The following is a 26296-nucleotide window of genomic DNA, read 5'->3' as shown; positions in this document are numbered from 1 at the left end:
GCCATAGCTGTCAGGATTTCGATGACCGCCCGTTCCAGCCTCACGATCGTGCTCGCCGCCGGCGAAGGCACGCGCATGCGATCGAGCCTGCCGAAGGTGCTGCATCCGGTCGCGCACCAGAGTCTGCTCGCGCATGTGCTCGCCGCCGCACCCAAGGGAACCGGCACCTCGCTTGCCGTCGTGATCGGCCCCGATCATCAGGCAGTCGCGGATGAAGCCAAGCGCATCCGCCCCGACGCGCTGACCTTCGTGCAAGCCGAGCGGCTCGGCACCGCGCATGCGGTGCTGGCGGCGCGCGAGGCGATCGCACGCGGCGCCGATGATCTCCTGATCGCGTTCGGCGACACGCCGCTGATCTCGGCCGAGACCTTTGCGCGGCTTCGCGCGCCGCTTGCCCGCGGCGCTGCCATTGCTGCGCTCGGCTTTCGCGCCGCCGATCCGACCGGCTACGGCCGCTTCATCGTCGAAGGCGACCGCCTGGTTGCGATCCGCGAGCAAGCCGACGCCAGCGAGCACGAGCGCAAGATCGATCTGTGCAATGCCGGCGTGATGGCGATCGACGGAAGCCGCGCGCTCGACATTCTCGGGCAGATCGGCAATGCCAATTCCAAGGGCGAATATTATCTGACGGATGCGGTCGAAATCGTCCGCAGGCAGGGATGGGAGTCGGTGGTGATCGAGACCAGCGAGGACGAGGTGCGCGGCATCAACACCAAGGCGCAGCTGGCCGAGGCCGAAGCCGTAATGCAGGCGCGTTTGCGCAGGGCGGCGATGGAGGCCGGGGTCACGCTGATCGCGCCGGAGACGGTGTATCTGTCCACTGACACCGTGTTCGGCAAGGACGTGACGATCGAGCCGTTCGTGGTGATCGGCCCCGGCGTGTCGATCGCGGACGGCGCGGTGATCCACTCGTTCTCGCACATCGTCGAGACCACGCTCGGCAAGAAGGTCTCGATCGGACCCTATGCGCGGCTGCGTCCCGGCACCTCGCTCGGCGACGGCGCGCGCATCGGCAATTTCGTGGAGACTAAGGCGGCGACGCTGGAGGCCGGCGTCAAGGTCAACCATCTCTCCTATATCGGCGATGCCACCGTCGGCGCCAATTCCAACATCGGCGCCGGCACCATCACCTGCAACTACGATGGCTTCAAGAAGCACAAGACGGTGATCGGGCAGGGCGCCTTCGTCGGCACCAACTCCTCGCTGGTCGCCCCGGTGACGATCGGCAATGGCGCCTATATCGGCTCGGGCTCGGTGATCACGAAGGACGTACCCGACGACGCGATGGCGCTGGAGCGCAACCAGCAGACCATTCGCGAGGGCGGCGCGGCGCGCTATCGCGAGATGAAGACCGGCGGCAAGAAGCCGGAGACGTGAGCGGCGCTATTCTTCGTCGGCGAATTCGGAGAAGATCGCGCGGGTCAGGCGCCAGCCGCGCGGCTTGGCGCGCTTCACCGGCTCGCCTTCGGGATGCTTGATGAAGAGGGGCTTGTTCTCTTTGCCGCGCAGCGGCGGCGGCCAATGCGCAAGGTGCGTGCCCGTGGTCTCGCTGGCGCGCAGATACATCGACGACAGACCCTTGCGGTCGGATGAGCCTTTCATGGCCTGGTTCTCCCGACCGGAATCGTTGGCCAAATGTATTGAGAATAGGTTAACGCGCGCGGTTTAAGCCCGCCAAATCGACGCAGCGGTCGCGCCCGTGCTGTCTCAATCAGCAATAATTATTGAGTATCTGGTTCCCTGCGATTTTCGCTAAAAACCGGGCGCGTCGTTTAGGCGATTTTTCGACGATTTGGGGGATAGTGATCCGCATGTGCGGGATTGTCGGCATTCTCGGGCGCGCGCCGGTTGCAGAGCAATTGGTGGATTCGCTCAAACGTCTCGAATATCGCGGCTACGATTCCGCGGGCGTTGCCACGCTCGAAGGCAAGCACCTGGAGCGCCGCCGCGCCGAGGGCAAGCTGAAGAATCTGGAGAAGCGGCTCGAGGCCGAGCCGCTCAAGGGCACCACCGGCATCGGTCACACCCGCTGGGCCACCCACGGCAAGCCGACCGTCAACAACGCCCACCCGCACGCGACCGAGCGCGTCGCCGTGGTCCATAACGGCATCATCGAGAATTTCCGCGAGCTGCGCGAGGAGCTCGAAAAGAAGGGCACGGTGTTCCACACCGAGACCGACACCGAGATTGTGCTGCATCTCGTCGACGATTTGCTCACGCGCGGCAATAAGCCAGTGGAAGCGGTGAAGCTGACGCTGGCGCGCCTGCGCGGCGCCTTCGCGCTCGGCTTCATCTTCGCCGGCGACAACGACCTCATGATCGGTGCCCGCAACGGCCCGCCGCTGGCGATCGGCTACGGCGACGGCGAGATGTATCTCGGCTCGGACGCCATCGCGCTCGGCCCGTTCACCGACACGATCAGCTATCTCGAGGACGGCGACTGGGTGGTGCTGACCCGCAAGAGCGCCGCGATCTTCGACAAGGACGGCCATGCCGTCCAGCGCGACAAGATCAGGCACGCCGCCTCGACCTCGCTGGTCGACAAGGCCAATTACCGTCACTTCATGGCCAAGGAGATCCACGAGCAGCCGGAGGTGGTCGGCCACACGCTGGCGCGCTACGTCGACATGGCGACCGAGCGCGTCGCGCTGCCGGTCAAGCTGCCGTTCGATTTCAAGAACATCCAGCGCATCAACATCACCGCTTGCGGCACAGCGAGCTATGCCGGGTTCGTCGCCAAATACTGGTTCGAGCGCTTTGCGCGCCTGCCGGTCGAGGTCGACGTCGCCTCCGAATTCCGCTACCGCGAGGCCCCCTTGCGCAAGGGCGACCTCGCCATCTTCATCTCGCAGTCGGGCGAGACCGCCGACACGCTGGCGGCGCTGCGCTATGCCAAGGCCGAGGGCGTGCACACGATCGCGGTCGTCAACGTGCCGACCTCGACGATCGCGCGCGAGAGCGAGACGGTGCTGCAGACGCTGGCGGGACCGGAGATCGGCGTCGCCTCGACCAAGGCGTTCACGTGCCAGCTCATGGTGCTGGCAAACCTTGCGATCGCGGCCGGCAAGGCGCGCGGCGAATTGTCGGACGACGACGAGACCAAGCTGGTCCACGGGCTCGTCGAGGTTCCGCGCCTGATGGCCGATGCGCTCACGAGCGAGCTCCAGATCGAGAAGCTGGCGCACCGGATCGCCAAGTCGCGCGACGTGCTCTATCTCGGCCGCGGCACCAGCTTCCCGCTGGCGCTCGAAGGCGCGCTCAAGCTGAAGGAGATCTCCTACATCCACGCCGAGGGCTATGCCGCCGGCGAGCTCAAGCACGGCCCGATCGCGCTGATCGACGAGACCATGCCGGTCGTCGTCATCGCCCCACATGATCGCGTGTTCGAGAAGACGGTTTCCAACATGCAGGAGGTCGCCGCGCGCGGCGGCAACATCATCCTGATGACCGATGCCATGGGCGCGGCGGAGGCGACGGTCGAGTCCCTCGTCACCATCGTCATGCCCGATATGGCAGCAGCCTTCACGCCGATGGTCTATGCCGTCCCGGTGCAGCTGCTCGCCTATCACACGGCCGTCGTGATGGGGACCGACGTCGACCAGCCGCGCAATCTCGCGAAATCGGTGACCGTGGAATAGGCAATCTGGATATCGATCGGCCGCTCTCTTCCAAAACCTGCTAGAAGACTCTAGCTTGTGGTAGCGACCGACCTGGAACCCGAATGACCCCCCGCGACGACGCGCCTGCGCCTCTTGATCCCGTTCCGGAACCGCATACCGGTCTGATGGGCCGTTTCCGCAATTATTTCCTGACTGGCCTCGTGGTGACGGGGCCGATCGCTATCACCCTCTATCTGGTCTGGTGGTTCGTCACCTGGGTCGACGGCGTGGTGCGGCCGTTTGTGCCGCTGGCCTACCGGCCGGAAACCTATCTTCCCTACGTCATTCCCGGCTGGGGACTGATTGTCGCATTCTTCACGCTGACGCTGGTCGGCTTCCTCGCGGCCAATCTGATCGGCCGCACGCTGGTCGATGTCGGCGAGACCTTTCTCGGCCGGATCCCGGCGGTGCGCGCGATCTATCGCGGCCTGAAGCAGGTGTTCGAGACGCTGTTCTCGGGCAAGGGCTCGAGCTTCCGGAGAGTTGGCCTGGTCGAGTTTCCTTCGCCGGGCATGTGGTCGATCGTGCTGATTTCGCAATCGCCGAACGAGGACATCTCGCGCAGCCTGCCGGGGCAGGAGGAGCACGTGTCGGTGTTCCTGCCGTGCTCGCCGAATCCGACAACCGGCTTTTTCTTCTATGTCCCCAAGAGCAAGATCATCGAGGTCGATCTCACCGCCGAGGACGCCGCGACGCTGATCATGTCGGCCGGCGTGGTGCAGCCGGGCTCGTCGCCCGATCCGAAGAAGGCGGCCGCGCTTGCGGGCATGGCGAATGCTGCGCGGATCGCCAATGCCTCCACGCTCCGGCCCGAGCCTGCGAAGGCGGAGTAGGGCCATTCCGTTGCGGGATGGTCGCGTTCACGCGGGCGCATTCGTCCTCTGCTAGGCTCAGCTCGACCGAACCTGCCGCTCGGAATTCGACCTGGAGTGCACGATGTCCAAAACCATTGCGATCCTCGCGCCCGGTGCAATGGGCAGCGCCGTGGCCCGCCGCCTCAGCGAGAACGGTGCGCGCGTGCTGACGTCGCTGCAGGGGCGGAGCGAGGCGACGCGCAAACGTGCGGCGGACGCCGGCATGGTCGGCGCCGAGGACGACGCGATCGCGGACGCCGACATCATCCTCTCGATCGTGCCGCCGGGCCAGGCCGTCGCGCTGGCCGAACGGCTGGCCGCGCTGATCGTCAGGCGCGAGAAGAAGCCGGTCGTGGTCGATTGCAATGCCGTCAATGTCGATACCGTGCAAAGAATCGAGGAGATCATCGGCTCGGTGCAGGCGCCGTTCGTCGATGCCGGCATCATCGGCTTTCCGCCGCAGCCAGGTGGCAAGAGCCCGGCCTTCTACATGTCGGGCGAGCACGCCAAGGACGTTGCCGTGCTTGGGGATCTCGGCCTCGACGTGCGGATCGTCCAAGGCCCGGTCGGCGCGGCGTCCGCGTTGAAAATGTCCTATGCCGGCATCGTCAAGGGCCTCGCCGGCATCGGCTCGGCGATGGTGATCGCAGCCACGAGGGCGGGCGCAGCCGATGCGCTCCGCGACGAGCTCGCGCTGAGCCAACCCGCCATCCTGGCGCGGCTCGAGATCGCGCTGCCCGACATGATTCCGAAGGCCTATCGCTGGGTCGCCGAGATGCGGGAGATTTCAGGATTCCTCGGGCCCGATCATCCGGCCAGCCAGATCTACGAGGGCTTTGCGCGGTGGTTCGAGCATCTGGCGGAGGATGCGATGGGGGAGGCTGTGGATGCGGAGCTGATGAAGGCATTCGCGGCGAGCATCGCGCGGAAGAAGGCCTGATCGCGCGCATTCTCGCTCCCTCAACACGTCATTGCGAGCGCAGCGAAGCAATCCAGAATCTTTCCGCGGAGGCAGTCTGGATTGCTTCGCTGCGCTCGCAATGACGTGGAGGATCCGGTGCCTTTGCGTCTGTCACGAACCTTGCGGCACTGCCTCAATGTTAACCCGCTCCGATCAGCGGAATCGCTTCGTCTCGTTCATAGAGATACAGCAGGCACCGCAGCGCCTCACCGCGCTCGCCTTTGAGCTTCGGATCCTCTTTAAGGATTCGCAGAGCCTCGTCTCTTGCCTGGGCGATCAACTGGCCATGCACCTCCGGGCGCGCGATGCGGTAGCCGGGCAGGCCGCTCTGGCGTACGCCCAGCACGTCGCCTTCGCCGCGCAGCTTCAGGTCTTCCTCGGCGATGCGGAAGCCGTCGGTGGTCTCGCGGATCACTTTCAGCCGCGCCTTCGACATCTCGCCGAGCGGCTCGCCATACAGCAGGATGCAGGTCGATGCTTCGGAGCCGCGCCCGATGCGGCCGCGGAGCTGGTGGAGCTGGGCAAGACCGAAACGCTCGGCGTTCTCGATCACCATGATGGTGGCGGCCGGAACGTCGACGCCGACCTCGACCACGGTGGTCGCGACCAGCAGGCCGATCTCGTGCGCGGCGAACTGGGCCATAACGCGGTCCTTCTCGGTGCCCTTCATCTGGCCGTGGACGAGCCCGACGCGATCGTCGAAGCGCTTTTGCAGGGTCTCGAAACGCTTGGTGGCGTTGGTGAGATGCTCGGTGCCCTCAGCCTCGGACTCCTCGACCAGGGGGCAGATCCAGTAGACCAGCTTGCCGGCTTCGACCGCACGGCCGACGCCTTCCATGACCTCGCCGATGCGGCTCATCGGCACGGCGCGGGTATCGATCGGCTGGCGGCCGGCCGGCTTTTCGCGCAGCTCGGAGATGTCCATGTCGCCGAAATAGGTCAGCACCAGCGTGCGGGGGATCGGGGTCGCGCTCAGCACCAGCACGTCGACAGCCTCGCCCTTGGACGTCAGCGCGAGGCGCTCGCGCACGCCGAAACGGTGCTGCTCGTCGACGATGGCGAGCGCGAGATCCCTGAACACGACATCGTCCTGGATCAGCGCATGGGTGCCGACGAGCAGGTCGATCTCGCCGTCGGCAAGCTGGCTGATGATCTCGCGCCGCTCCTTGCCCTTCTCGCGGCCGGTGAGGATGGCGACACGCATGCCGGCGCGCTCGGCAAGCGGGGCGATGGTCTTGATGTGTTGGCGCGCCAGAATCTCGGTCGGGGCCATCAGCGCCGCCTGCTTGCCGACCTCTGCAACCGCGGCGGCCGCGAGCAGCGCCACCACGGTCTTGCCTGAGCCGACGTCACCCTGCAGCAGGCGCAGCATGCGCAGCGGCTGCTTGAGGTCTTCGGCAATCGCCGCCGCAGCGTTGCGCTGCGACGGCGTCAGCGCGTAAGGCAGGGCGTCGATGATCTTGTTGCGCAGATGTCCGTCGCCGGCATTGCGCACGCCGGCGGGGCGGCGCAGCTGCGCGCGGATCAGGGCAAGCGCGAGCTGGCCGGCCAACAGCTCGTCGAAAGCGAGGCGCGACCAGAAGGGACGGTCGGGCAGGATGTCGGTCAGCTCGACCGGCTGATGCACGCGGTTGAGCGCTTCCGTAATCGGCGGGAAGTCGCAGCGGCGCAGCACCTCCGGGCTGATCCATTCCGGCAGTGCGGGAAGCTTTTGCAGCGCCTGCGCGATCGCGCGGCGGAGCGAGCCGAGCGCGAGGCCTTCCGTCAGCGGGTAGACGGGGTCGATCCCGGAGAGCTTTGCGATCGCCTCCTCGTCGAGCACGCGATCGGGATGCACGATCTGCGGGATGCCGTCATACATCTGCAGCGTGCCGGAGACGTAGCGCTTCTCACCGACCGGCAGCAGCTTCTCGACATAGCCCGGCTTGGCGCGGAAGAAGGTCAGCACAACGTCGCCGGTATCGTCGCTGGCGTAGACCAGATGCGGCGCGCGCGCGTTGCGCGGCGGGGACGGGCGGTGACGATCGACGGTGACCTCCAGTGTCACCATGGTTCCAACGGCCGCGTCGCGGATCTTCGGCCGGGCCCGGCGGTCGATGACCTGGCTCGGCAGATGCAGCAGCAGATCAACCAGCCGCGGCGTCTCGCTGCGGCTGAGCAGGTACTGCAGCAGCTTGTCCTGCTTCGGACCGACGCCGGACAGGCTGGTCACGGGAGCAAACAGCGGATTGAGCAGGCTGGGGCGCATTTGTGCAGCAATCGTCATGCGCGGGCTCGACCCGCGCATCCATCTATTCAAGAGGATGGATTGCCGGGTCAAGCCCGGCAATGACGAGCATAAACAATTGCAACAACAAAGGGCTGACATGGCCTCTTCGAGTGGCTATATCACCCCCGCCCGGCACGTCCGGGCTTTCTGCGTTTGACTGGATTTGAGACATGACGGGAACGACACGATCGAGCAGCGGGCTGGATGACCGCCGCAAGCGGCTTCTGTTCCGCTGCTGGCACCGCGGCACGCGCGAGATGGACCTGATCCTCGGCCGCTTCGCGGATGCCGAGATCGGCAATCTGTCCGATGACGACCTGAGCCAGCTCGAAACCTTGCTCGAGGTCAACGATCCCGATCTCTATGCCGCCATCACGGGCGACAAGGTGCTGCCGGCCGACGTCGCCGGCGCGCTGTTTGCCCGCATCAAGGCGGCGTTTCCGATCGCGGACGGCAACGCATGAAGCAGGGAATGAAATCTCCGGCCGAGCTGCTCGCGCCCGGCCGCGCGCTGACGCTCGCCAATGTCGCGGAAGGTGCCGAAGGCCTTATCGTCTCCGATCTCGCCCGTGCCATCGCGGGGCGGCCGAAGAAGCCGGCGGTCAGCCTTGCGGTCGTCTGCCGCGACGGCGGGCGCATGCAGTCGCTCGAGCGCGGATTGCGGTTCTTCGCGCCCGATCTGCCGGTGCTGGCCTTTCCGGCCTGGGATTGCCAACCCTATGACCGCGTCTCGCCGCATGGCGGCGTTCTCGCCCAGCGCCTGACCACGCTGGCGCGGCTGGCCTCGCTCACCGGCAGCGACAAGCCGCTGATCGTGCTGACGACGGTGAACGCGGTGGTGCAGCGCGTGCCTGCGCGCGAGCTGGTCGCGGCGCAGGCGCTGTCGGTCGCGCCGGGCAACGTCGTGCCGATGGACACCGTTGTCGCCTGGCTCGAGCACAACGGCTACAACCGCTCCTCCACCGTGCGCGAGCCCGGCGAATACGCGGTGCGCGGCGGCATTTTGGATTTGTTTCCGGCCGGCCTCGAGCAGCCGGTGCGCTTCGACTTCTTCGGCGACAGCCTGGAATCAATCCGCTCCTTCGACGCCGAGACCCAGCGCACGCTGCTCGACATGCGTTCGCTCGACCTCGTGCCGGTCTCCGAGTTCCAGCTCGTCACCGACACCATCCGCAGATTCCGCATGGGCTATGTCGCCGAGTTCGGCGCGCCCGAGCGCGACGATGCGCTGTACGAAGCGGTCAGCGAGGGCCGCCGCCATCCCGGCATGGAGCACTGGCTGCCGCTGTTCCAGGACCGGATGGACACGCTGTTCGATTATCTGCAAGGCGCTGCGATCGCGATCGAGCCGCAGGCCGAGGACGCCGTGCGCGAGCGATTCAAGCAGATCCTCGACTATTACGAGGCCAGGCGCGAGGCGATGGAGCATCCCGGCGGCGGCGCGATCTACAAGCCGCTGCCGCCCGACCGGCTGTATCTGACCGAGGAGGAATGGGCCAAGCGCCTCGGCGATATCCCGCTGGCGCGGCTGACGCCGTTCTCGGTGCCGACCGACGGCACCGGCGTCGTCGATGCAGGTGCGCGCAAGGGCCGCGATTTCGCGCCGGAGCGCAACGACAGCAAGGTCAACGTATTCGAATCCGTCGTCGCGCATGTGATGGCCTTGCAGGCGCAGCGCAAGAAGGTCGTGATCGCGCTGTGGACGGAGGGCTCGCGCGACCGCATGACCTCGATGCTGCGAGACCACAAGCTCGCCCACACCACCAGCGTCAATTCCTGGCGGACGGTGCAGGCGACGCCGCGCAACGAGACCATGCTCGCGGTGCTCGGCCTCGAGAGCGGGTTCGAGACCGACGAGATCGCCGTCATCAGCGAGCAGGATATCCTCGGCGACCGCCTGGTGCGGCCGCGCAAGGCCAGTCGCAAGCTCGACAATTTCATCTCGGAGGTGACGAGCCTCACCGCCGGCGACATCGTCGTCCACGTCGATCACGGCATCGGCCGATTCATCGGCCTGCAGACGCTGGACGTCGCCGGCGCGCCGCATGACTGTCTCGAGCTGCATTATGCCGCCGAGACCAAGCTGTTCCTGCCGGTCGAGAACATCGAGCTGCTGTCGCGTTACGGCTCTGATCAAACCACGGTCGAGCTCGACCGCCTCGGTGGCTCGGGCTGGCAGACCCGAAAAGCAAAACTGAAGAACCGCATCCGCGAGATCGCGGGCGAGCTGATCAAGATCGCGGCCGAGCGCATGCTGCACGAGGCCCCGAAGCTGCCGGTGCAGCAGGGCGTCTATGACGAGTTCTGCGCACGTTTCCCCTATGACGAGACCGAGGACCAGCTGGGCGCGATCGAGTCGACGCTGAAGGATCTCGAAAAGGGCCGCCCGATGGATCGCCTGATCTGCGGCGACGTCGGCTTCGGCAAGACCGAGGTGGCGCTGCGCGCCGCCTTCGCCGTGGCGCTCGACGGCAAGCAGGTCGCGGTCGTGGTGCCGACCACGCTGCTGGCGCGCCAGCACTACCGGACCTTCAGCGAGCGCTTCAAAGGCTTTCCTGTCAATGTCGCACAGGCCTCGCGCCTGATCCCGACCAAGCAGCTCAACGAGGTCAAGAAGGGCATCGCCGACGGCTCGGTCGACATCGTCGTAGGCACCCACGCGTTGCTCGGCAAGGCGATCAAATTCCGCGACCTTGGCCTGCTCATCGTCGACGAGGAGCAGCATTTCGGCGTCAGCCACAAGGAGCGGCTGAAGGCGCTGCGCGCCGAGGTGCACGTGCTGACGCTGTCGGCAACCCCGATCCCGCGCACGCTCCAATTGGCACTGACCGGCGTCCGCGAGCTCTCGATCATCGCTTCACCACCGGTCGATCGCCTCGCGGTGCGCACCTTCGTCGCCCCGCACGATCCCCTGATGATCCGCGAGGCGCTCTTGCGCGAGCGCTATCGCGGCGGCCAGGCGTTCTACGTCGTGCCGCGCATCGACGACCTCGCCGAGGTCAAGGACTTCCTCGACAAGAACGTGCCCGAGATGAAGGTCGCGGTCGCGCATGGCCAGATGCCGCCGGCCGTGATCGAGGACATCATGACCGCGTTCTACGACGGCAAGTTCGACGTTCTGTTGTCGACCACGATCGTCGAGTCCGGCCTCGACATCCCCAACGCCAACACGCTGATCGTCCACCGCGCCGACATGTTCGGCCTTGCCCAGCTCTACCAGCTGCGCGGCCGCGTCGGCCGCTCCAAGCTGCGGGCCTATGCGCTGTTCACGCTGCCGGCGCAGCAGAAGATCACGGCGCAGGCCGAGCGCCGGCTCACCGTGCTGCAGTCGCTGGAGACGCTGGGCGCCGGCTTCCAGCTGGCGTCCCACGACCTCGACATCCGCGGCGCCGGCAATTTGCTCGGCGAGGAGCAGTCCGGCCACATCAAGGAGGTCGGCTTCGAGCTCTATCAGTCGATGCTGGAGGAGGCGATCGTCAACCTCAAGGCCGGCGTCTCAGAGCCCGCCGCCGATCGCTGGTCGCCGCAGATCACCATCGGCATGCCCGTGCTGATTCCGGAGGACTATGTCAGCGACCTCTCGGTGCGGCTGTCGCTGTACCGGCGCCTGGCCGATCTCGACACCGAGGAGGAGATCGAGAATTTCGGCGCCGAGATGCGCGACCGCTTCGGCGTGCTGCCGGACGAGGTGCGCTATCTGTTCAAGGTCGCCGCGATCAAGGCGTTCTGCCGCAGGGCCAATGTCGAGAAGATCGACGCGGGTCCAAAGGGCGCCGTCATCGTCTTCCGCGACAATTCCTTCGCCTATCCGGAACGCCTCGTGACCTTCATCCGCAGCTACGGCCAGGCTGCCAAGGTGCGCCCCGATATGAAGGTGGTGTTCCTGCAGGATTGGGAGACGCCGGAAGAGCGGCTCGCGGGCACGACGGAGATCATGCGGCAGCTGGCGCAGCTCGCAGAGAGCAAGAAGGCGGCGTAGGCCCGGCTCTCACCACGTCATTGCGAGGAGCCCTTGCGACGAAGCAATCCAGAGTCTCTCCGCGCAGAGAATCTGGATTCCTTCGCTGCGCTCGCAATGACGGTGCTCGTTGCTGCAGCTCGCGAAAAACTACGACGCCGCCCTCGATGCGTCCGCCGACAGCCGCGCCAGCAAGGACCTTGCCGTGTCCGACGGCGACAGCGAGTCCACGCTGACGACGGGATCGCTGCGCATCTCGTGCTTGCCGTTGGAGGTGTGCCGCATCACCGCCGACAGGCGGCGCGCGATCATATGCGCGGTGCGGAAGTCGGTCTCGGCGAACACGACGATGACCGAGCCGTCCTTCTGCGCGGCGCCAAAATCCATCTGCCGCATCAGGCGGCTGAGGATGCGGGCGGCGTCGAGCTGGGCGCGAGGATTGTTGGGATCGAAGGCGAAGCGCGCGACCGAGAGGCCGCCGCCGCGGGCCAGCGTCTGCTCGACAGCCTTGGCGAAATCGCGGGCGAAGGCTTCCACCGTGAGCAGGCCGCTGCGTGGATCGAGCCAGCCGCCGGCATCGATCGAGCGTAGCGTGCGGCTCAGCTGCGCTTCCATGGCGTGCTGGCGGATCAAGGGCAGCGCGTTGGCCGCGATCCTCGGCGGCTCGCCGGTGATCAGCTCGAGATTGGGCAGGTCGTAGCTCTGGGTGAGGTGGTGGGCGGTGACGACCACGGGCAGGCTGCGGAAGCGGGTGTCCTCGGCGAGCACGGTCAGAAACGCATCGGTCACGCGCGCGGTAAAACCTTCGGCGAGCACGACGCCGTCGAGGTCGCGGGTATTGAGGTGTTTTGCGGCAGCCTCGATCGAGAGCGCACCGACCACGCCGACGCGTTCGCCGAACGCGACGGAGAGCGCAGGGTAAGCCGCGCCGCGGCCGATCAGGAGCACGGTGGCATCGCGTGCGGGATCGCCCTGCGGCAGCGCGATTTTCACTTCGGGCAGCCGGCGCAGAACCGTTGCGTGCAATGTCCGCACGCGCAGCGCCGCCCGGAGCCGCGCGATCAGCCGGTCGGGACTGCCGCCGCGCGAGGAGAAGGGCAGGGCGTTGTGCGGCAGCGTGCCCGCCGCATCCAGGGCCACGAAGGGCAGGTAAAGCGATTGAGCGGCGATCGTCTTTGCGAGCCGCGTCACATGCGGCTCGTGCCCGGCATGGACCGCAGCGAGAACCGCGGCCGGCTGCACCTCTTCGACCGCGCGCGGCGCGCTGGTCCAGTCGGTGTCGACGACGGGAAAGAGCCGGGCCTCGTCCAGCGCCGCCACGAAGGCGGGGCGTTCGGCATCGGACACAAACAGGATCGGGCCCGCCTGGGACATGTAAAAACTCTGATCGCGCAACAATTTGCCGCCGCAATCTAGTTTGGCCGCCTTAATGCTGCGTCAACGCAGGCGCTGAAACCGCGCCTAGACCGGCCCGGAGCGGTCGCGAAAAGCCTCGACCATCAGGGGGTTAAGCCCGAGCTCGCTGAGCGCCTCGCGGGCGCGGGCATTGTCCTGGGCTCGCCCGGCGAGCCGGTGACCGGAGAGGCGGTCGGGCAGCGCCGTGAGCAGGGCGCCCTGGCCGAGCCGGCGCGCCCATTCCTGCAAATCGTTGGAGAGGAAGCGATAGCCGCCGACCGCCATGATGCCGGAGGGCGGCGCGGTGATGCAGATCGCGCCGCTCGGGCGATCGAGCCGCGCGGCATAGCCGGTGTCGACATAGTCACGCGGTGGCTGCGCCGTCAGCGTCTCGCCGACCGGCTGCGGCGGGGCGTAGGCCGCGATCGGCACCATCGCACCGCGCAGGCCGAGCGTGCCCTTCGGCGTCAGCAGGATCTCGCCGGCGATGGAGGAGCCGGACTGCTCGCGCGGAGCGCCGTGCGGCCCGGGCATGACAGGCACCGGCATGCCGTCCTCGCCGCGGCGGGCGCCGAACAATCCGGCCTCGCCGAACAGATAGACGTCGGTCAGCGGCGCATGCGGCGCGATCCAGGCATCGCTCGCCGCGACCTGCTCGGGCGCGCGCCACAGGCCGATGACGTTGCGCAAGGTGGGCATCCGCGCCGCGAGGTCGGCATCGCCGAGCCGCAGCGCGAGCTGCGCCGGCGCGATCAGCACCTCGCATTCGTGCTCGTTGATCTGCTGCTCCAGCACATCGTTCTCGAACGGATGATGCAGCGCCAGCGTGCCGCCCGAGAGCAGCCACACCGCGAGCGAGGAGGCGAGCCCTGCGAACGACATCGGCGTGAACGCCGCCATCACGGTCGCGCCCTGCTTGATGTCGGCTTCGAGCGACATCGCAAGGCCGCCCGCGATCAGGCTGAAATGCGGCCGCGGCACCGGGCGGAAGCCCTCCGCCGTGACGTCGAAGGAGATCATGGCCGCCTTGCGGCCGTCCTGGATCACGGCGCGCGTGGTGCCGGGCGGGCGTGCCAGGACGTCGTCGAGCGAAGCCATGCCTTCGGGCAGGTCGCTTCCGAAGCCGTAGACGTGCCGGATCGAGAACGCCTCGGCCGCGGCGTGCATGGCCAGATCGGCATAGCTGACGCCGTCGACCGTGCTCATGGTAACGATGGCGCGCGCGGCGGTGCGGTTGAGCGCGGCGGTCAGTTCCGCATGGCGCCAGAGCAGCGGCAGCACGGCGACGACGAGGCCGGCGCGATGGGCGGCGAGCACGGTCAGCACGAACTCGACAGTGTTCGGCAACTGGATCGCGATCACGGAATTGGCCGGCAGGCCCGATTCGACGAAATGCGCCGACAGCGCCTCGATGGCGGTATCGGCCTCGGTGTAGGTCATCCGCCGCGGATGGTGCCCGGTGATGCGTGTCTTGTTGAGCGGATCGAGCAGGGCGGTCGCGTGGGGCTGCCGCATCAGCGTGCGCTGAAACAGTGTGTCGAGCGTCGGCGATATTGCTGGCTGGTTCACGGCGTCACTTCGCTTGATGAGCTTGCGGCTGCCCCTTCGACCACCAGGTCTCCGGCAAATAGCCCGAGAGCGAGGTGGTCTTGGGCCGTTCTATCCGATTCCAGCGCGCGATCCATTGCTCCGATACGTTAAACAGCGGGATTGTGTAGAAGCCCGCGATCAGGGCGCGGTCGAGCGCGCGCACCGCCGAAACGAAATCCGTATGTTCACGGGCCTCGAGCAGGGCGGCGATCATGGCATCGACGGCGGGATCCCTGGCGCCCATGTAGTTGCGGGTGCCCGGATTGTCCGCGGCCGCGCTGCCCCAATAGAAATATTGCTCGTTGCCGGGCGACAGCGATTGGTCCCAGCGGTTCTGGATCATGTCGAACTCGTAGGCGAGCCGGCGCTGGTCGAATTGCACGGGATCGACCGAGCGCACGCTGGCCTCAATGCCGGCGCGTCTGAGGTCGCGCTGGAAGGCGAGCGCGATGCGCTCCTGGTCGCGCGTCGTGACCATGATCTCGAAGGTGAAGGGGCTCTTGGTCGCGCGATTGCGCAGCACGGTGCCGTCGAGATCGTAGCCGGCCTCCGACAGCAGCTTCAGCGCCGCGCGCAGCGTGGTGCGGTCGCGGCCTGATCCGTCGGTGACCGGCAGGCGGTAGCTGCCGTCCAGGATGTCGGGCGGAATCTTTGCGGCGAACGGCTTGAGCAGCTCACGCTCGCGCGCATCCGCAGGCCTGCCATAGGCCGACAGCTCCGAGCCGGCGAAATAGCCGGCCACGCGCGAATAGAGGGCGAAGAAATAGCTGCGGTTGACCAGCTCGAAGTCGAAAAGCAGCGTCAGAGCCTGCCGCACGCGGATGTCGGCGAAGACAGGACGGCGGGTGTTGAACACCAGGAATTCGGACGGCTGCGGCAGGCCGGGCTTGACGGTGTCGCGGATCACCTCGCCGCTTTTGGCTGCCGGAAAGTCATAGCCGTCGTGCCAGCGCAGCGGCTCGTGCTCGACGCGGAAATCGTAGAGGCCGCGCTTGAACGCCTCGAACTGCCCGTTGGCCTCGCGAAAATAGTCGAGCCGGATCTCGTCGAAATTGTAGAGCCCGCGATTGATGGCGAGGTCGCGGCCCCAATAATCGGGATTGCGCGCAAGCGTCACGCTGGCGCCGGGCTTCACCGCGGTGACGCGATAGGGGCCTGAGCCAATCGGCGCGGTCAGCGTCGTCTCCTCGAAGGTCGCGACGTCGATGGCGTGCTTCGGCAGGATCGGCATCAGGCCGAGAATCAGCGGCAGCTCGCGGTCGTTGGCGCCTGTCAGGTCGAATCGGACGGTGAGGGGATCGGGCGCTTCGGCCTTGGCGACCTTGCCGTAGTACTGCCGGTGATTGGGGCGGCCGTGGTCGCGCAGCAGCTGCCAGGAGAACAGCACGTCCTCGGCCGTGACCTGCTTGCCGTCGGAGAAGCGAGCGCGGGGATCGAGGTGGAAGGTGACGAAGCTTCGTTCGTCATTGGTTTCGACGGTCCTGGCGAGCAGGCCGTAAAGCGTGAACGGCTCGTCCTGTCCGCGCGCCAGCAGGCTCTCGACCACGTAGTTGCGGACCGGCTGCACCGCCAATCCCCTCACGATGAAGGGATTGAGGCTGTCGAAGGTGCCGAGAATGCCCCAGGTCAGGCGACCGCCCTTGGGGGCATCGGGGTCGGCGTAGGGCATGTGGCTGAAGCCGGCGGGCATCGCCGGCTTGCCGTGCATGGCGATCGCATGGGCCTCCTCGGCCGCGGCGGTGCCCGCCGACAGCATCCCGGCAAGCGCAAGGGCAAGCGTATAGAGGCGGAGGCCGAGGCCGGGGCCCTCGAAGAGGCGCTGGAACATGAACATCGGCACAAGGTGATTCGAGGACCGTCGGGCGAATCTTATCACAGGGAATTTGATGGGGCTTTCGCACCAGACCGGCCAAAGACGCTTGTCGGCATTGATCTTTTCGTCGGCCACGTTAAGAAGGCACCCAATCGCGCAAGAGCGTCGAGCCCGTCACTTATCCGCCTCAATTGACGGGGAGAGAGCCGCGCCCAAGGCGGCCAGGTTCGGCGCTTCGGAGCGGTTCGGGCACTTCCCGTTCAGAAAGGGTTTTCCGCAATGAATTTCCGTTACTTGGCCGCGTCCGTCCGGCCGCGCGGGCGACTTCTCGCCCTGTTGACGGCGACGGCGTTGGCCGTTCCGTTTGCCGCCGAGGCTCAGACCCCTGCGCCGGCCCCAGGCGCCCCCGCCGCGCCCAAGGCCTCCCCGGCCCCGGCTCCGAAGGCGGCTGCTCCCAAGGCAGCTCCCAAGGCTCCGGCGCCCGCAGCATCCCCGCAGGCCCAGCAGGCTCCGGCGCAAGGCGCCCCGCAGCAGGGCGGAGCCCAGCCCGCCGACCAGCAGATCCAGCTGATCTATGCGCCCTGGACCAAGTTCTGCCTCAAGGGCCAGGACGCCAATGCCAAGCAGGTCTGCTTCACCGGCAAGGACGGCCGCATCGAATCGGGCCAGCCGGTCATCGCGGCCGTGATCATTGAGCCGGAAGGCGAACCGAAGAAGATCCTGCGCGTGACGCTGCCGCTCGGCATGCAGCTCGTGCACGGCACCCGCATCATCGTCGACAGCAACGCGCCGCTGCAGCAGCCCTATGTGATCTGCTTCCAGAACGGCTGCATGTCTGACTACGAGGCCACGCCCGAGCTCATCAACAACATGAAGAAGGGCCAGAATCTCGTTGTCCAGGCGATCAATGCCAACGGCGCGCCGCTGACGCTGCCGCTGCCGCTCACCGGCGAATTCCAGAAGGCCTATGACGGTCCGCCGACCGATCCGAAGGTGTTCGAGGAGACCCAGAAGAAGCTGCAGGAAGAGCTGCAGAAGAAGGCCGAAGAGCAACGCAAGAAGCTCGAGCAGCAGGGTGGTGGCGCGCCCGGCGCGGCTCCGACCGGTCAGAAGTAATCGGGATAAAATCCCGGACGTGAAAAAGGCGCTCGGTTGGAGCGCCTTTTTTGCTGGCCGCTCGATGGTGCGCAATTCTCAACGGACGCGGTGCCGACTATCGGGCTCCGTTCAACTCTCCCGAAGGGAGAGGTCGGATCGCATCGCAAGATGCGATCCGGGTGAGGGGTTACAGTCTCACTGGGCGCTGCGGCTCCTCACCCGGATTGCTCAGGCGCGCAATGCGCGCCATAGCAATCCGACCTCTCCCCGTCGGGGAGAGGTGGAGCCGAGGCGCCGGCCCGGTTTCTGAAGCTTTAGTTCAGCGAGGGATTGCGCGGGCGATAGCCGCCGGCCTTGTCCTTGATAAAGATCTCGGCGACCTGGGAATGCCGGACCGGCTCGCCGGAATCGTCCGGCAATAGGTTCTGCTCCGAGACATAGGCGACGTATTCGGATTCCGCGTTCTCCGCGAGCAGGTGATAGAACGGCTGGTCCTTGTGGGGTCGCACTTCCTCGGGAATCGATAACCACCATTCCTCGGTGTTGTTGAATTCCGGATCGATGTCGAAAATCACCCCCCGGAACGAGAAGATCCGGTGGCGAACGACCTGTCCGATCTGGAATTTGGCGGTCCGCGCTTTAATCATCCCCCGTCGATAGACCAGGATTGTGGCCGATGCTAGTGCCCTCAGCTGGAATTAACCTTCGTCTCCGGGGCGGATAGCCCCCAAGCCTTCAGAAAAAACTTCAGCAATGGTCGATATCCTCAATCTGGCGCTGCCTTATTTCGGCTTGATCTTCGTCGGTTTTGCCTGCGGCAAGGTCAAGTCCATCCCGGAATCGGGGCTCGCCTGGATGAACTTCTTCCTGCTCTACGTGTCGCTGCCGGCGCTGCTGTTCGCGATCATGTCGAAGACGCCGTTTTCGGAATTGAATAACCCGCCGTTCCTGGTGGCGACGACGCTGTCGACGGTCGCGGCGTTCACGCTAGCGCTCGTGGTCGGCAAGCTGCTCGGACGGCTGACGCTGCGCGAGGCGACGCTCGCGGGCCTCTCCGGCGGCTATGGCAATATCGGCTACATGGGCCCTGGCCTTGCGCTCGCGGTGCTGGGGCCGAAGGCGGCTGCGCCGACCGCGCTGATCTTCTGCTGCGACAGCATCTTCCTGTTCACGATCGTGCCGCTCTTGATCGAGCTTTCCGACCGCGACCATCCCTCGCTCGTCCACGCTTTCGGCGTCGTGCTGAAGCAGATCGTGCTCAATCCGCTGATCATGTCGGCTTGCTTCGGCGCGGCGGTGGCGGCGCTGCATATCGAGCTGCCGGTCGCGCTCGACCGCACCATCACCTTCCTGCAGAACGCGGCCGCGCCGACCGCGCTGTTCGTGCTCGGCGTCACCGTGGCGCTCCGCCCGTTCGATCGGGTGCCGTGGGAGGTGCCGGGCGTGATCGCGGTCAAGCTGCTGATCCATCCGCTCGCGGCGTTCGCCCTGATGTTGGCGTTCGGCCCGTTTGCGCAGCCTTGGGCGGCCACCGCCGTGCTCATGGCCGCGCTGCCGCCGGCGCTCAACGTGTTCGTCATCGCCCGGCAGAACGATGCCTGGATCGAGTCCGCCTCCGTCGCAGTGCTGCTCGGCACCTTCGCCTCGGTGGTCACGCTGACCAGCGTGATGTGGGCGATCCAGACGGGAAGGTTGGCGTTTCCTTGATGGTGATGAGATTGGCTTGATCTCTTCCGCGGGGCCGGTGCGCTCCCTCTCCCGCTTGCGGAAGAGGGTCGGGGAGAGGGCTCTCTCCGCGTCGGGATTGTCGAGAGTGCAGAAAAAATCCCGTCGCGGAGAGAGCCCCCACCCGGCGCTTCGCGCCGACCTCCCCCGCAAGCGGGAGAGGTTGCACCGAGCCCGCGGCATGTCTGTTCAACCTAAAGGCTATAAGGCTACCGCCGCCAGGTCGGCGTCAGGCCTTCGCGCATGGCGAAGCGGCGGAGCGGGCCGATGGCGCCGAGGAGGTGCATGCCGACGGCGCGGACGGGCTGGAGCGGTAGGAAGTCGTTGAGCAAAGAGCGGTTGGCGATGTCGATCGCAAAGGTGCGGCTCAAGATGTCCGGCCGGCGCGCGCGGTCATAGCGCTTGAGCACGTCGTCCGCGCCCGGATCCCGTCCCGCGGCGATGGCCTCGCCCGCGAGCCGGGCAATGTCGGCGGCATCGCGCAGACCGAGATTCAGTCCCTGGGCACCGATCGGCGGCACCACATGGGCGGCTTCGCCGACCAGCGCGATACGGTCGCGGCCGAAGCATTTCGGCCGCTCGATCGCGAGCGGGAACAGGTTGCGCCCCGGCTCCACATTCATCCGGCCCAGGATCGAATGCGACTGCTTCTCGATCGCCGCCGACAGCTCCTCGTCGCTCAAGCCGCGCAGCCGTTCAGCCTGCGCAGGCGCTGCGACCCAGACGATGCTGGAGCGGTCGCCGGGCAGGGGCACGAACACGCAAGGCCCGTGCGGCGTGTGGAACTCGGTCGAGACGTTGCGATGCGGCCGGGCATGGCTGACGTTGAAGGTCAACGCGGTCTGGTTCAACTCGCGCCGCGTCACCTCGATGCCAGCAGCCTCGCGGCACAGCGAGTGCCGGCCGTCGGCGCCCACCACCAGGCGGGCCGAGAGAAACTGTCCGGACGCCGTGCGCAGCGCGACGTCGACGGCTTCGATGACGACGCTTTCGGCCTCGTCGTCGAAGCGGACGAGATTGGGCAGCTCGGCCGCGCGCGCTTCCAGCGCCAGCATCAGCGAGCGATTGTCGATGTTATAGCCGAACGCATCGAGGCCGATTTCGTGACAGGAGAAGCGCACCTCCGGCGCACGAAACAGCCGGCCGGTGTCGTCGACGAGGCGCATGACTTCCAGCGCAGCCGCCTTGTCTCTGCAGCGCGACCAGACGTCGAGGCCTTCCAATAGATCGATGGAGGCGCCGAGCAATGCGGTGGTGCGATTGTCGGCATAGGGAACGCGGCGCGCCACCAGTGCGGTCCGGGCACCCGCCTGCGCCAGGGCGATCGCCGCGGCAAGGCCGGCAGGTCCGCCGCCAATCACGGCCGCGTCATGGAGTGTCGATGCGTCTATCATGGAACGACATTTGACACGCCGGGCGGCAAATTCAAGCCCACCTATATTTCCCTGATTTTATGGCGAATTTTGCGATCGTGCGCCGCAATGGCGGATGTGCAAACCGGTCGCATTCTGATAGCAGAAGCCATGGATACGCAGCAGGATTCCCTGAAGCCGAGACCGGCGATCCGCGCCGCAGCCTTCTCGGTGCACATCTTCACCGCGTTCGGCGCGGCGCTCGCGCTCCTGGCGATGCTGGAGGCCGTGCGCGAGCACTGGGCGGCGATGTTTCAATGGCTGGGCGTCGCCCTGATCATCGACGCGATCGATGGGCCGATCGCGCGCCGACTCGACGTCAAGAACGTGCAGCCGAACTGGTCGGGCGACGTGCTCGATCTCGTGGTCGACTTCTGCACCTATGTCTTCGTGCCGGCCTATGCGATCGTCGCGAGCGGCATGCTGCTGCCGGTCGCGGCTCCCTTGCTCGGCATCGCCATCATCGTCACCAGTGCACTGTACTTCGCCGACCAGCGCATGAAGGCCGACGACAATCATTTCCGCGGCTTCCCGGCGCTGTGGAACGCGGCCGCGTTCTATCTGTTCCTGCTGCATTGGCCGCCGCTGTGGGCGACGCTGCTGGTCGCCGCGCTGGTCGTGCTGACGTTCGTGCCGTTCCATGTGCTGCACCCTGTCAGGGTCGTGCGGCTGCGCTGGTTGACGATGTCGCTGATCGCGATTTGGGCGGTGCTCGCCTTCTACACACTGCAAATGGATTTTCGCGTCGGCACCGGGGTGACCATCGTGCTCTGCGCCATCGCGCTCTGGATCAGCTTCAGCGATGCCTTGATCCGGTTGGCGAAATCCCTGGCGAGATTATCGGCGTGATGGAGCTGCTGACCAGCCCGGAAGCCTGGGCCGCGCTGCTCACCTTGACGGCGCTCGAGATCGTGCTCGGCATCGACAACGTCATCTTCATCTCGGTGCTCGTCTCGCGTCTTCCCGAGAAACCGGCGCAGCGCGCGCGCCAGATCGGGCTTGCGCTGGCACTGGTCTTTCGCCTCATCTTGCTCAGTCTCCTGGTCTGGCTGATCGGCCTGACCGCTCCGGTGCTCTCGATCCAGGGCTATGCTTTTTCCTGGCGCGACCTCATCTTGATCGGCGGCGGCCTCTTCCTGATCGCCAAGGCCACACATGAGATTCACGGCGAGGTCGAATCCGATCACGACGCGAGCGAGAAGGACTCCACAGGCAGCGCCTTCTTCTGGGTGATCGTCCAGATCGTGATCATCGACATCGTGTTCTCGCTGGACTCGATCATCACCGCGATCGGCATGGCCGAGGACATCAAGATCATGATCGCGGCGGTCGTGATCGCATGCGCGGTCATGTACGTTTCGGCGGGCCCGGTGGCGCGATTCGTCGCGGAGCATCCGACCACCAAGATGCTTGCACTGGCCTTCCTGGTGCTGATCGGCGTCGCGCTGGTTGCGGACGGATTCCACTTCCACATTCCGCGCGGCTACATCTATTTCGCAATAGCGTTCTCGGCGGCGGTGGAGTTCTTCAACGTGCTGGCGAGGCGCAACCGCCGGAAAGCCGCCAAGTAGTCGCGTTGGGTCGTTCCAGTCGGCGTCGAGTTGACAAGGCGGGCGCGATGGCTTTCGCTCAGCCGCAAGAAGAGGAGGTCAGGTGATGACGAAAGCCATCCGTGTGCACAAGGTCGGAGGCCCCGAAGCCCTGGTCTATGAGAGCGTCGACGTGCCGGCGCCCGGGCCCGGCGAGGTGCGCATCCGCCAGCACGCGGTCGGCCTCAACTTCATCGACGTCTATTACCGCACCGGCCTCTACAAGGCGCCGGGGCTTCCCTTCATCGCCGGCAATGAGGCCTCGGGCGAGGTCACAGCGGTCGGGCCAGGCGTCACGAATTTTCACCCCGGCGATCGCGTTGCGTATTACCACAATCTCGGCGCCTATACCGGCGAGCGCAACATCCCCTGGGAGAAGCTGGTCAAGCTGCCCGATCACATCACCTACGAGCAGGGCGCCGTGCTGATGTTGAAGGGGCTGACGGTCTGGTATCTGCTGCACAAGACCTTCAAGGTCGAGCCGCATCATCGCGTTCTGGTCCACGCCGCCGCCGGCGGCATCGGCCTGCTCGCCTGCCAATGGGCGAGGGCGCTTGGCGCGCATGTCATCGGCACCGTCGGCTCGCGCGAGAAGGCCGAGCTTGCGGAGGCCAATGGCTGCGATCACGTCATCCTCTACAACGAGGAGGATTTCGTTGCGCGCGTGAAGCAGATCAGCCGCAACGAGGGCTGCGACGTCGTCTATGACGGCGTCGGCAAGGCGACGTTCCCGGGCTCGCTGTCCTGCCTGAAGCCGCGCGGCATGTTCGTCTCGTTCGGCAATGCTTCGGGCCCCGTGCCGCCATTCGCGATTGCCGAGCTCAACAATCACGGCTCGCTGTTCGCGACGCGACCGAAGCTCAACGATTATGTCGGCACGCGCAAGGAACTGCTCGAAGGCGCCGACACCCTGTTCGCCGCGGTCATCAACGGCAAGCTGCACGTGCCGATCAACCACGCCTACGCACTCAAGGACGCCGCCAAGGCGCACACCGATCTCGAAAGCCGCAAGACGACGGGGGCTTCGATCTTGAAGCCGTAACTCTTTCGGCATCGGCGGTTTCGTAAGGTGGGCAAAGGCGCGGAGCGCCGTGCCCACCATCTTCATTGCGGTGAAAAATGGTGGGCACGCTTCGCTTTGCCCACCCTACAGCACTATGCGACGCGTCTCGCCGCGCCGGCCTTGGTCAAGATCGCGTCGAGACATTCGATCATCTCGGCGATCTCTTCCTTCGTGACGTTCAATGCCGGCATGAAGCGCAAGCTGTCGACCTGCGGCGCGTTCAGCAGCACGCCGGCTTCGAACGCCTGCGCGACGATGCCGGGTGCGATCGGCAGCTTGAGATCGAGCGCGAGCAACAGGCCGCGCCCGCGCACGCCACCGAGGCCATGCCGGGCCGAGACCTTCTGCAGCTCGCTTTCGAGCAGGAGGCCGGTCTCGGTGACCGCCTTCAGGAAGTCGGGCTTCTTGACCTCCTCGAGCACCGCGAGGCCCGCCGCGCACATGATCGGGTTGCCGTTGAACGTGCCGCCCTGATCGCCGTGCTCGAAGCATGAGGCGCGTTCGCTCGCGAGCAGGGCCGCGAGCGGCACGCCGCCGCCGATGCCCTTGCCGAGCGTCATGATGTCGGGCGCAATGCCGGTGTGCTCGTAATGGAAGAGCTTTCCGGTCCGGCCGATGCCGGTCTGGATCTCGTCGAAGATGAGCAAGAGGCCATGCGCCTCGGTCAGCGCGCGCAGCTGCTGCAGGAACTGATCGGTCGCAGGCCATACGCCGGATTCACCCTGGATCGGCTCGAGCATCACGGCGACGGTATTGGCGTTGATCAGCTTTTCCACCGAGCCGATGTCGTTGAGCTTGGCCTTCTTGAAGCCCGCGACCTTCGGCTCGAACAGCGGCTCGAACGCCTTCTTGCCCGAGGCCGACATCGTCGCCAGCGTCCGGCCGTGGAAGCCGCCTTCGAAGCTGATGATCTCGAACGCGCCGCCTTTGTGCAGGCTGCCATATTTGCGCGCGAGCTTGATCGCCCCCTCATTGGCTTCCGCGCCCGAATTGGCAAAGAACACCTGATCGAAGGCGCTGTTCTCGACCAGCGCCTGCGCCAGCTTCAGGCTCGGCTCGTTGTAGAAGGCCGGGCTCGGCGTCAGCAGCCGCCTGGCTTGAGCTGCGAGCGCGTCGGCGATCGCGGGCGGGGAATGGCCGAGGCAGTTCACGGCCCAGCCCTGCACGAAGTCGAGATAGCGCTTGCGGCTGTCGTCCCAGAGGTAGGAGCCGGCGCCGCGGACGAACACGGTCTTCGGCCGTGCGGTGATGTCCATCAGCGCGTCATACGGATGCGTGGTCATGTCGTACTCCTCTGGAGGCGGGGTGGAAAAAGGGCGCAAAAAGCAGAAAGGCCGCACCTTGCGGGTGCGGCCTTTCTCGAAAAACTGGCTGAATTCAGTGGTTCAGCGGCGTCCTCGGACATGGCGCACCCTCTCGTCGTCGCGCGAGCGACGGCGGAGCATTTCGGTGCGCTGGTTGGTCCGAGCGTTGATCATGGGGCGCGTCCGTACAGCCGAATGGCAGGACTTGTCAAGCAGGCATTTCGCAAGATGCTCGCCGAGCGTGCATCGGTCAGGTCGGGTGCGCGGCTTCCTCGGCTTCTTCGTCGCCCCAATCCGTGTCATCAGCCCGACGCGCAGCAGCTTGAGCGGCGAATTCCGGACAGCGCGGGCAGAGTTAGGCCGAGTCCGTGACCGCTGCGTGAATGCATTATAGTGTCACATTCCTAACGTGACGCTTACTCCACGCCATAGTGCGAGAACACATCGGCGATGCCGGCGTTGATCGCCTTTGCGGCCGCGATGTCGCGCTCGGCGCCTTCGCTGTCACCCTTCTTGCGCTTCGCCAGTCCGCGGCCGTAGAGCGAGCCGTCGAGCCCCGGCTTGATGCTCAGCGCGGCATCGTAATCGGCGATCGCCGCGTCGAGGTTGCCCAGCTTGAGATGGGCGAGGGCGCGGCTGTCCAGCGTGTAGGCCTCGTTGGGAGTCATCTTGAGCGACTGCTCGCAATCGGCCAGCGCCTCCTGCAGGCGGCCGACGATCGCGCGGGTGAAGCAGCGCGAATTGAACACGTCCGCGCGGTTCGCATTCGCTCTGATGGAGCGGTCGTAATCGTCGAGCGCCAGCGCATAATCGTGCGTATCAAAATTCATGTTCGCGCGCGCATAATAGTCGCGGTCGTTGTTCGGACTGAGATCGACTGATCTGGCGAAATCGGCCAGCGCTCGGGGGCGGTCGCCGCGGTCGCGATAAATGCGGGCACGGTTGCCGTAGGCCGGCCCGTAGTTCGGGTCGAACTTGATCGACAGATTAAAGTCCGCAAGTGCGCGCGCATCGTCGCCGTGGTTGCTGAAGGCGGTGCCGCGATTGAAATAGGCGAGCGCGAATTTCGGATCGAGCTTGATGGCCCGATCGTAGTCGGCCATCGCGAGCTCGTACGCTTTCTTGTGAATGTAGGAGTTGCCGCGGTTGTTGAAATAGAGCGGGTCGCGGGCGTTCAGCCGAATGGCGCGCGTGTAGTCGGCAATGGCGCGATCGGCCTCGCCGAGATCGTCATAGGCGATGCCGCGATTATACAGGAGGTCGGGATCCCTGGCACCGAGCTCGATGGCACGGCTGAAGTCCGCCACGGCACGCTCGGGCTCGCCACGTCGCCGAAACATTTCGCCGCGATTGGCGAGCGCGTGCACATCGTCGGGATTGGCCTTGAGCAGGGCCGAGCAGCCGGCGAAGCGCCGGTCGTCGCTGCCTCCGCCGTCGCTTGCGAAGCACCACTGGCGGGCCTGCGCCGTGGATGGCGATCGCGCGTCGGCGGGGGCCGGAAACGCGAGCAGGGCCATCGTCAGGCCGATTGCAGACAGCTTGAGGAGAATCCCTGACGTTTCATCGTGTTTCATTGTTTCCCGCGTCGAAACCATTGCGCCTCTAG

20 protein-coding genes are annotated in these 26296 nt (G+C 65.9%); 11 read left to right on the top strand and 9 right to left on the bottom strand.

The window, feature by feature from the left end; genetic code table 11:
• Positions 1-21 precede the first annotated feature (21 nt).
• Positions 22-1377 carry a bifunctional UDP-N-acetylglucosamine diphosphorylase/glucosamine-1-phosphate N-acetyltransferase GlmU gene (glmU, locus tag ACVWYQ_RS05105; RefSeq protein WP_456725491.1) on the top strand — a complete coding sequence of 452 codons (1356 nt, stop codon included), beginning with the start codon at positions 22-24 and terminating at the stop codon, positions 1375-1377.
• Between the two features lie 6 nt (positions 1378-1383).
• Here glmU and ACVWYQ_RS05100 read toward each other — a convergent pair whose 3' ends face one another.
• The gene (locus tag ACVWYQ_RS05100; RefSeq protein ID WP_036012532.1) at positions 1384-1602 is read right to left on the bottom strand and encodes a hypothetical protein; all 219 of its coding nucleotides are present in this window, start codon (positions 1600-1602) and stop codon (positions 1384-1386) included.
• A gap of 209 nt (positions 1603-1811) precedes the next feature.
• Here ACVWYQ_RS05100 and glmS point away from each other — a divergent pair, with 209 nt between their 5' ends.
• The 3 genes from glmS (at position 1812) to ACVWYQ_RS05085 (ending at position 5453) form a co-directional block, all read left to right on the top strand.
• Entirely contained in the window at positions 1812-3638 is a 1827-nt protein-coding gene (gene glmS / locus ACVWYQ_RS05095) for a glutamine--fructose-6-phosphate transaminase (isomerizing) (RefSeq protein ID WP_271537965.1), read from the top strand.
• An 83-nt stretch (positions 3639-3721) separates the two neighbouring features.
• Positions 3722-4492 (top strand): DUF502 domain-containing protein, encoded by a 771-nt coding sequence (locus tag ACVWYQ_RS05090; RefSeq protein ID WP_157286027.1) that lies wholly within the window; start codon positions 3722-3724, stop codon positions 4490-4492.
• Positions 4493-4595: 103 nt separating this feature from the next.
• Complete coding sequence (locus ACVWYQ_RS05085) at positions 4596-5453, top strand: NAD(P)-dependent oxidoreductase (protein ID WP_404541019.1); 858 nt, start codon at positions 4596-4598, stop codon at positions 5451-5453.
• Between the two features lie 160 nt (positions 5454-5613).
• On the opposite strand, the gene recG is transcribed toward ACVWYQ_RS05085, so the two are convergent.
• Positions 5614-7722: an ATP-dependent DNA helicase RecG gene (recG, locus tag ACVWYQ_RS05080; protein WP_404546209.1), complete on the bottom strand. Its 2109-nt coding sequence runs from the start codon at positions 7720-7722 to the stop codon at positions 5614-5616.
• Positions 7723-7913: 191 nt separating this feature from the next.
• Here recG and ACVWYQ_RS05075 point away from each other — a divergent pair, with 191 nt between their 5' ends.
• Both ACVWYQ_RS05075 and mfd read left to right on the top strand, forming a co-directional pair.
• A complete protein-coding gene (locus tag ACVWYQ_RS05075) occupies positions 7914-8207 on the top strand; it encodes an FAD assembly factor SdhE (RefSeq protein WP_404541021.1) in 294 nt (97 codons plus the stop codon).
• Complete coding sequence (gene mfd, locus ACVWYQ_RS05070; RefSeq protein ID WP_456725490.1) at positions 8204-11722, top strand: transcription-repair coupling factor; 3519 nt, start codon at positions 8204-8206, stop codon at positions 11720-11722. Before ACVWYQ_RS05075 ends, mfd begins: the two co-directional genes overlap by 4 nt.
• Positions 11723-11851: 129 nt before the next feature.
• Here mfd and ACVWYQ_RS05065 read toward each other — a convergent pair whose 3' ends face one another.
• The 3 genes from ACVWYQ_RS05065 to ACVWYQ_RS05055 all read right to left on the bottom strand — a co-directional run bounded on the left by ACVWYQ_RS05065 (position 11852) and on the right by ACVWYQ_RS05055 (position 16520).
• Entirely contained in the window at positions 11852-13075 is a 1224-nt protein-coding gene (locus ACVWYQ_RS05065; RefSeq protein WP_271537969.1) for a GGDEF domain-containing protein, read from the bottom strand.
• A gap of 87 nt (positions 13076-13162) precedes the next feature.
• On the bottom strand, positions 13163-14665 hold the full coding sequence (locus ACVWYQ_RS05060; protein ID WP_271537970.1) for a class I adenylate-forming enzyme family protein: 1503 nt from the start codon (positions 14663-14665) through the stop codon (positions 13163-13165).
• Positions 14666-14669: 4 nt separating this feature from the next.
• On the bottom strand, positions 14670-16520 hold the full coding sequence (locus ACVWYQ_RS05055; RefSeq protein WP_271537991.1) for an extracellular solute-binding protein: 1851 nt from the start codon (positions 16518-16520) through the stop codon (positions 14670-14672).
• Positions 16521-16778: 258 nt separating this feature from the next.
• Here ACVWYQ_RS05055 and ACVWYQ_RS05050 point away from each other — a divergent pair, with 258 nt between their 5' ends.
• Positions 16779-17615 (top strand): invasion associated locus B family protein, encoded by an 837-nt coding sequence (locus ACVWYQ_RS05050; protein WP_271537971.1) that lies wholly within the window; start codon positions 16779-16781, stop codon positions 17613-17615.
• Between the two features lie 296 nt (positions 17616-17911).
• On the opposite strand, the gene hspQ is transcribed toward ACVWYQ_RS05050, so the two are convergent.
• Positions 17912-18244 (bottom strand): heat shock protein HspQ, encoded by a 333-nt coding sequence (gene hspQ / locus ACVWYQ_RS05045; protein ID WP_008564941.1) that lies wholly within the window; start codon positions 18242-18244, stop codon positions 17912-17914.
• A 106-nt stretch (positions 18245-18350) separates the two neighbouring features.
• Between hspQ and ACVWYQ_RS05040 the strand changes: the two genes are divergently transcribed.
• Positions 18351-19304: an AEC family transporter gene (locus tag ACVWYQ_RS05040; RefSeq protein ID WP_157288139.1), complete on the top strand. Its 954-nt coding sequence runs from the start codon at positions 18351-18353 to the stop codon at positions 19302-19304.
• Positions 19305-19531: 227 nt separating this feature from the next.
• On the opposite strand, the gene ACVWYQ_RS05035 is transcribed toward ACVWYQ_RS05040, so the two are convergent.
• On the bottom strand, positions 19532-20716 hold the full coding sequence (locus ACVWYQ_RS05035; protein WP_404541026.1) for a UbiH/UbiF family hydroxylase: 1185 nt from the start codon (positions 20714-20716) through the stop codon (positions 19532-19534).
• 87 nt (positions 20717-20803) lie between these two features.
• On the opposite strand from ACVWYQ_RS05035, the gene pcsA reads away from it, so the two are divergent.
• The 3 genes from pcsA (at position 20804) to ACVWYQ_RS05020 (ending at position 23365) form a co-directional block, all read left to right on the top strand.
• Positions 20804-21583, top strand: a complete 780-nt coding sequence (gene pcsA, locus ACVWYQ_RS05030; protein WP_404541028.1) for a phosphatidylcholine synthase — start codon at positions 20804-20806, stop codon at positions 21581-21583.
• Positions 21580-22305: a TerC family protein gene (locus ACVWYQ_RS05025; protein ID WP_036012482.1), complete on the top strand. Its 726-nt coding sequence runs from the start codon at positions 21580-21582 to the stop codon at positions 22303-22305. Before pcsA ends, ACVWYQ_RS05025 begins: the two co-directional genes overlap by 4 nt.
• An 85-nt stretch (positions 22306-22390) precedes the next feature.
• Positions 22391-23365: a quinone oxidoreductase family protein gene (locus ACVWYQ_RS05020; protein ID WP_404541030.1), complete on the top strand. Its 975-nt coding sequence runs from the start codon at positions 22391-22393 to the stop codon at positions 23363-23365.
• A 113-nt stretch (positions 23366-23478) separates the two neighbouring features.
• Here ACVWYQ_RS05020 and ACVWYQ_RS05015 read toward each other — a convergent pair whose 3' ends face one another.
• Both ACVWYQ_RS05015 and ACVWYQ_RS05010 read right to left on the bottom strand, forming a co-directional pair.
• Entirely contained in the window at positions 23479-24669 is a 1191-nt protein-coding gene (locus ACVWYQ_RS05015; protein ID WP_456725489.1) for an acetylornithine transaminase, read from the bottom strand.
• A 437-nt stretch (positions 24670-25106) separates the two neighbouring features.
• A complete protein-coding gene (locus tag ACVWYQ_RS05010) occupies positions 25107-26264 on the bottom strand; it encodes a tetratricopeptide repeat protein (protein WP_456725488.1) in 1158 nt (385 codons plus the stop codon).
• Between the last annotated feature and the right edge of the window lie 32 nt (positions 26265-26296).

This window comes from Bradyrhizobium sp. USDA 3397 (genome assembly GCF_054060965.1).
This window is presented reverse-complemented; position numbering and strand designations above follow the sequence as displayed.

What these genes read in the sequence shown, in the direction of transcription:
- pcsA (WP_404541028.1), top strand. Translation starts at nt 20,804, where the DNA reads ATGGCGGATGTGCAAACCGGTCGCATTCTGATAGCAGAAGCCATGGAT.
- hspQ (WP_008564941.1), bottom strand. Translation starts at nt 18,244, where the DNA reads ATGATTAAAGCGCGGACCGCCAAATTCCAGATCGGACAGGTCGTTCGC.
- ACVWYQ_RS05020 (WP_404541030.1), top strand. Translation starts at nt 22,391, where the DNA reads ATGACGAAAGCCATCCGTGTGCACAAGGTCGGAGGCCCCGAAGCCCTG.
- ACVWYQ_RS05065 (WP_271537969.1), bottom strand. Translation starts at nt 13,075, where the DNA reads ATGTCCCAGGCGGGCCCGATCCTGTTTGTGTCCGATGCCGAACGCCCC.
- ACVWYQ_RS05085 (WP_404541019.1), top strand. Translation starts at nt 4,596, where the DNA reads ATGTCCAAAACCATTGCGATCCTCGCGCCCGGTGCAATGGGCAGCGCC.
- ACVWYQ_RS05100 (WP_036012532.1), bottom strand. Translation starts at nt 1,602, where the DNA reads ATGAAAGGCTCATCCGACCGCAAGGGTCTGTCGTCGATGTATCTGCGC.
- ACVWYQ_RS05075 (WP_404541021.1), top strand. Translation starts at nt 7,914, where the DNA reads ATGACGGGAACGACACGATCGAGCAGCGGGCTGGATGACCGCCGCAAG.
- ACVWYQ_RS05040 (WP_157288139.1), top strand. Translation starts at nt 18,351, where the DNA reads ATGGTCGATATCCTCAATCTGGCGCTGCCTTATTTCGGCTTGATCTTC.
- ACVWYQ_RS05090 (WP_157286027.1), top strand. Translation starts at nt 3,722, where the DNA reads ATGACCCCCCGCGACGACGCGCCTGCGCCTCTTGATCCCGTTCCGGAA.
- ACVWYQ_RS05055 (WP_271537991.1), bottom strand. Translation starts at nt 16,520, where the DNA reads ATGTTCATGTTCCAGCGCCTCTTCGAGGGCCCCGGCCTCGGCCTCCGC.
- ACVWYQ_RS05015 (WP_456725489.1), bottom strand. Translation starts at nt 24,669, where the DNA reads ATGACCACGCATCCGTATGACGCGCTGATGGACATCACCGCACGGCCG.
- ACVWYQ_RS05010 (WP_456725488.1), bottom strand. Translation starts at nt 26,264, where the DNA reads ATGAAACACGATGAAACGTCAGGGATTCTCCTCAAGCTGTCTGCAATC.
- recG (WP_404546209.1), bottom strand. Translation starts at nt 7,722, where the DNA reads ATGCGCCCCAGCCTGCTCAATCCGCTGTTTGCTCCCGTGACCAGCCTG.
- glmU (WP_456725491.1), top strand. Translation starts at nt 22, where the DNA reads ATGACCGCCCGTTCCAGCCTCACGATCGTGCTCGCCGCCGGCGAAGGC.
- mfd (WP_456725490.1), top strand. Translation starts at nt 8,204, where the DNA reads ATGAAGCAGGGAATGAAATCTCCGGCCGAGCTGCTCGCGCCCGGCCGC.
- glmS (WP_271537965.1), top strand. Translation starts at nt 1,812, where the DNA reads ATGTGCGGGATTGTCGGCATTCTCGGGCGCGCGCCGGTTGCAGAGCAA.
- ACVWYQ_RS05050 (WP_271537971.1), top strand. Translation starts at nt 16,779, where the DNA reads ATGAATTTCCGTTACTTGGCCGCGTCCGTCCGGCCGCGCGGGCGACTT.
- ACVWYQ_RS05035 (WP_404541026.1), bottom strand. Translation starts at nt 20,716, where the DNA reads ATGATAGACGCATCGACACTCCATGACGCGGCCGTGATTGGCGGCGGA.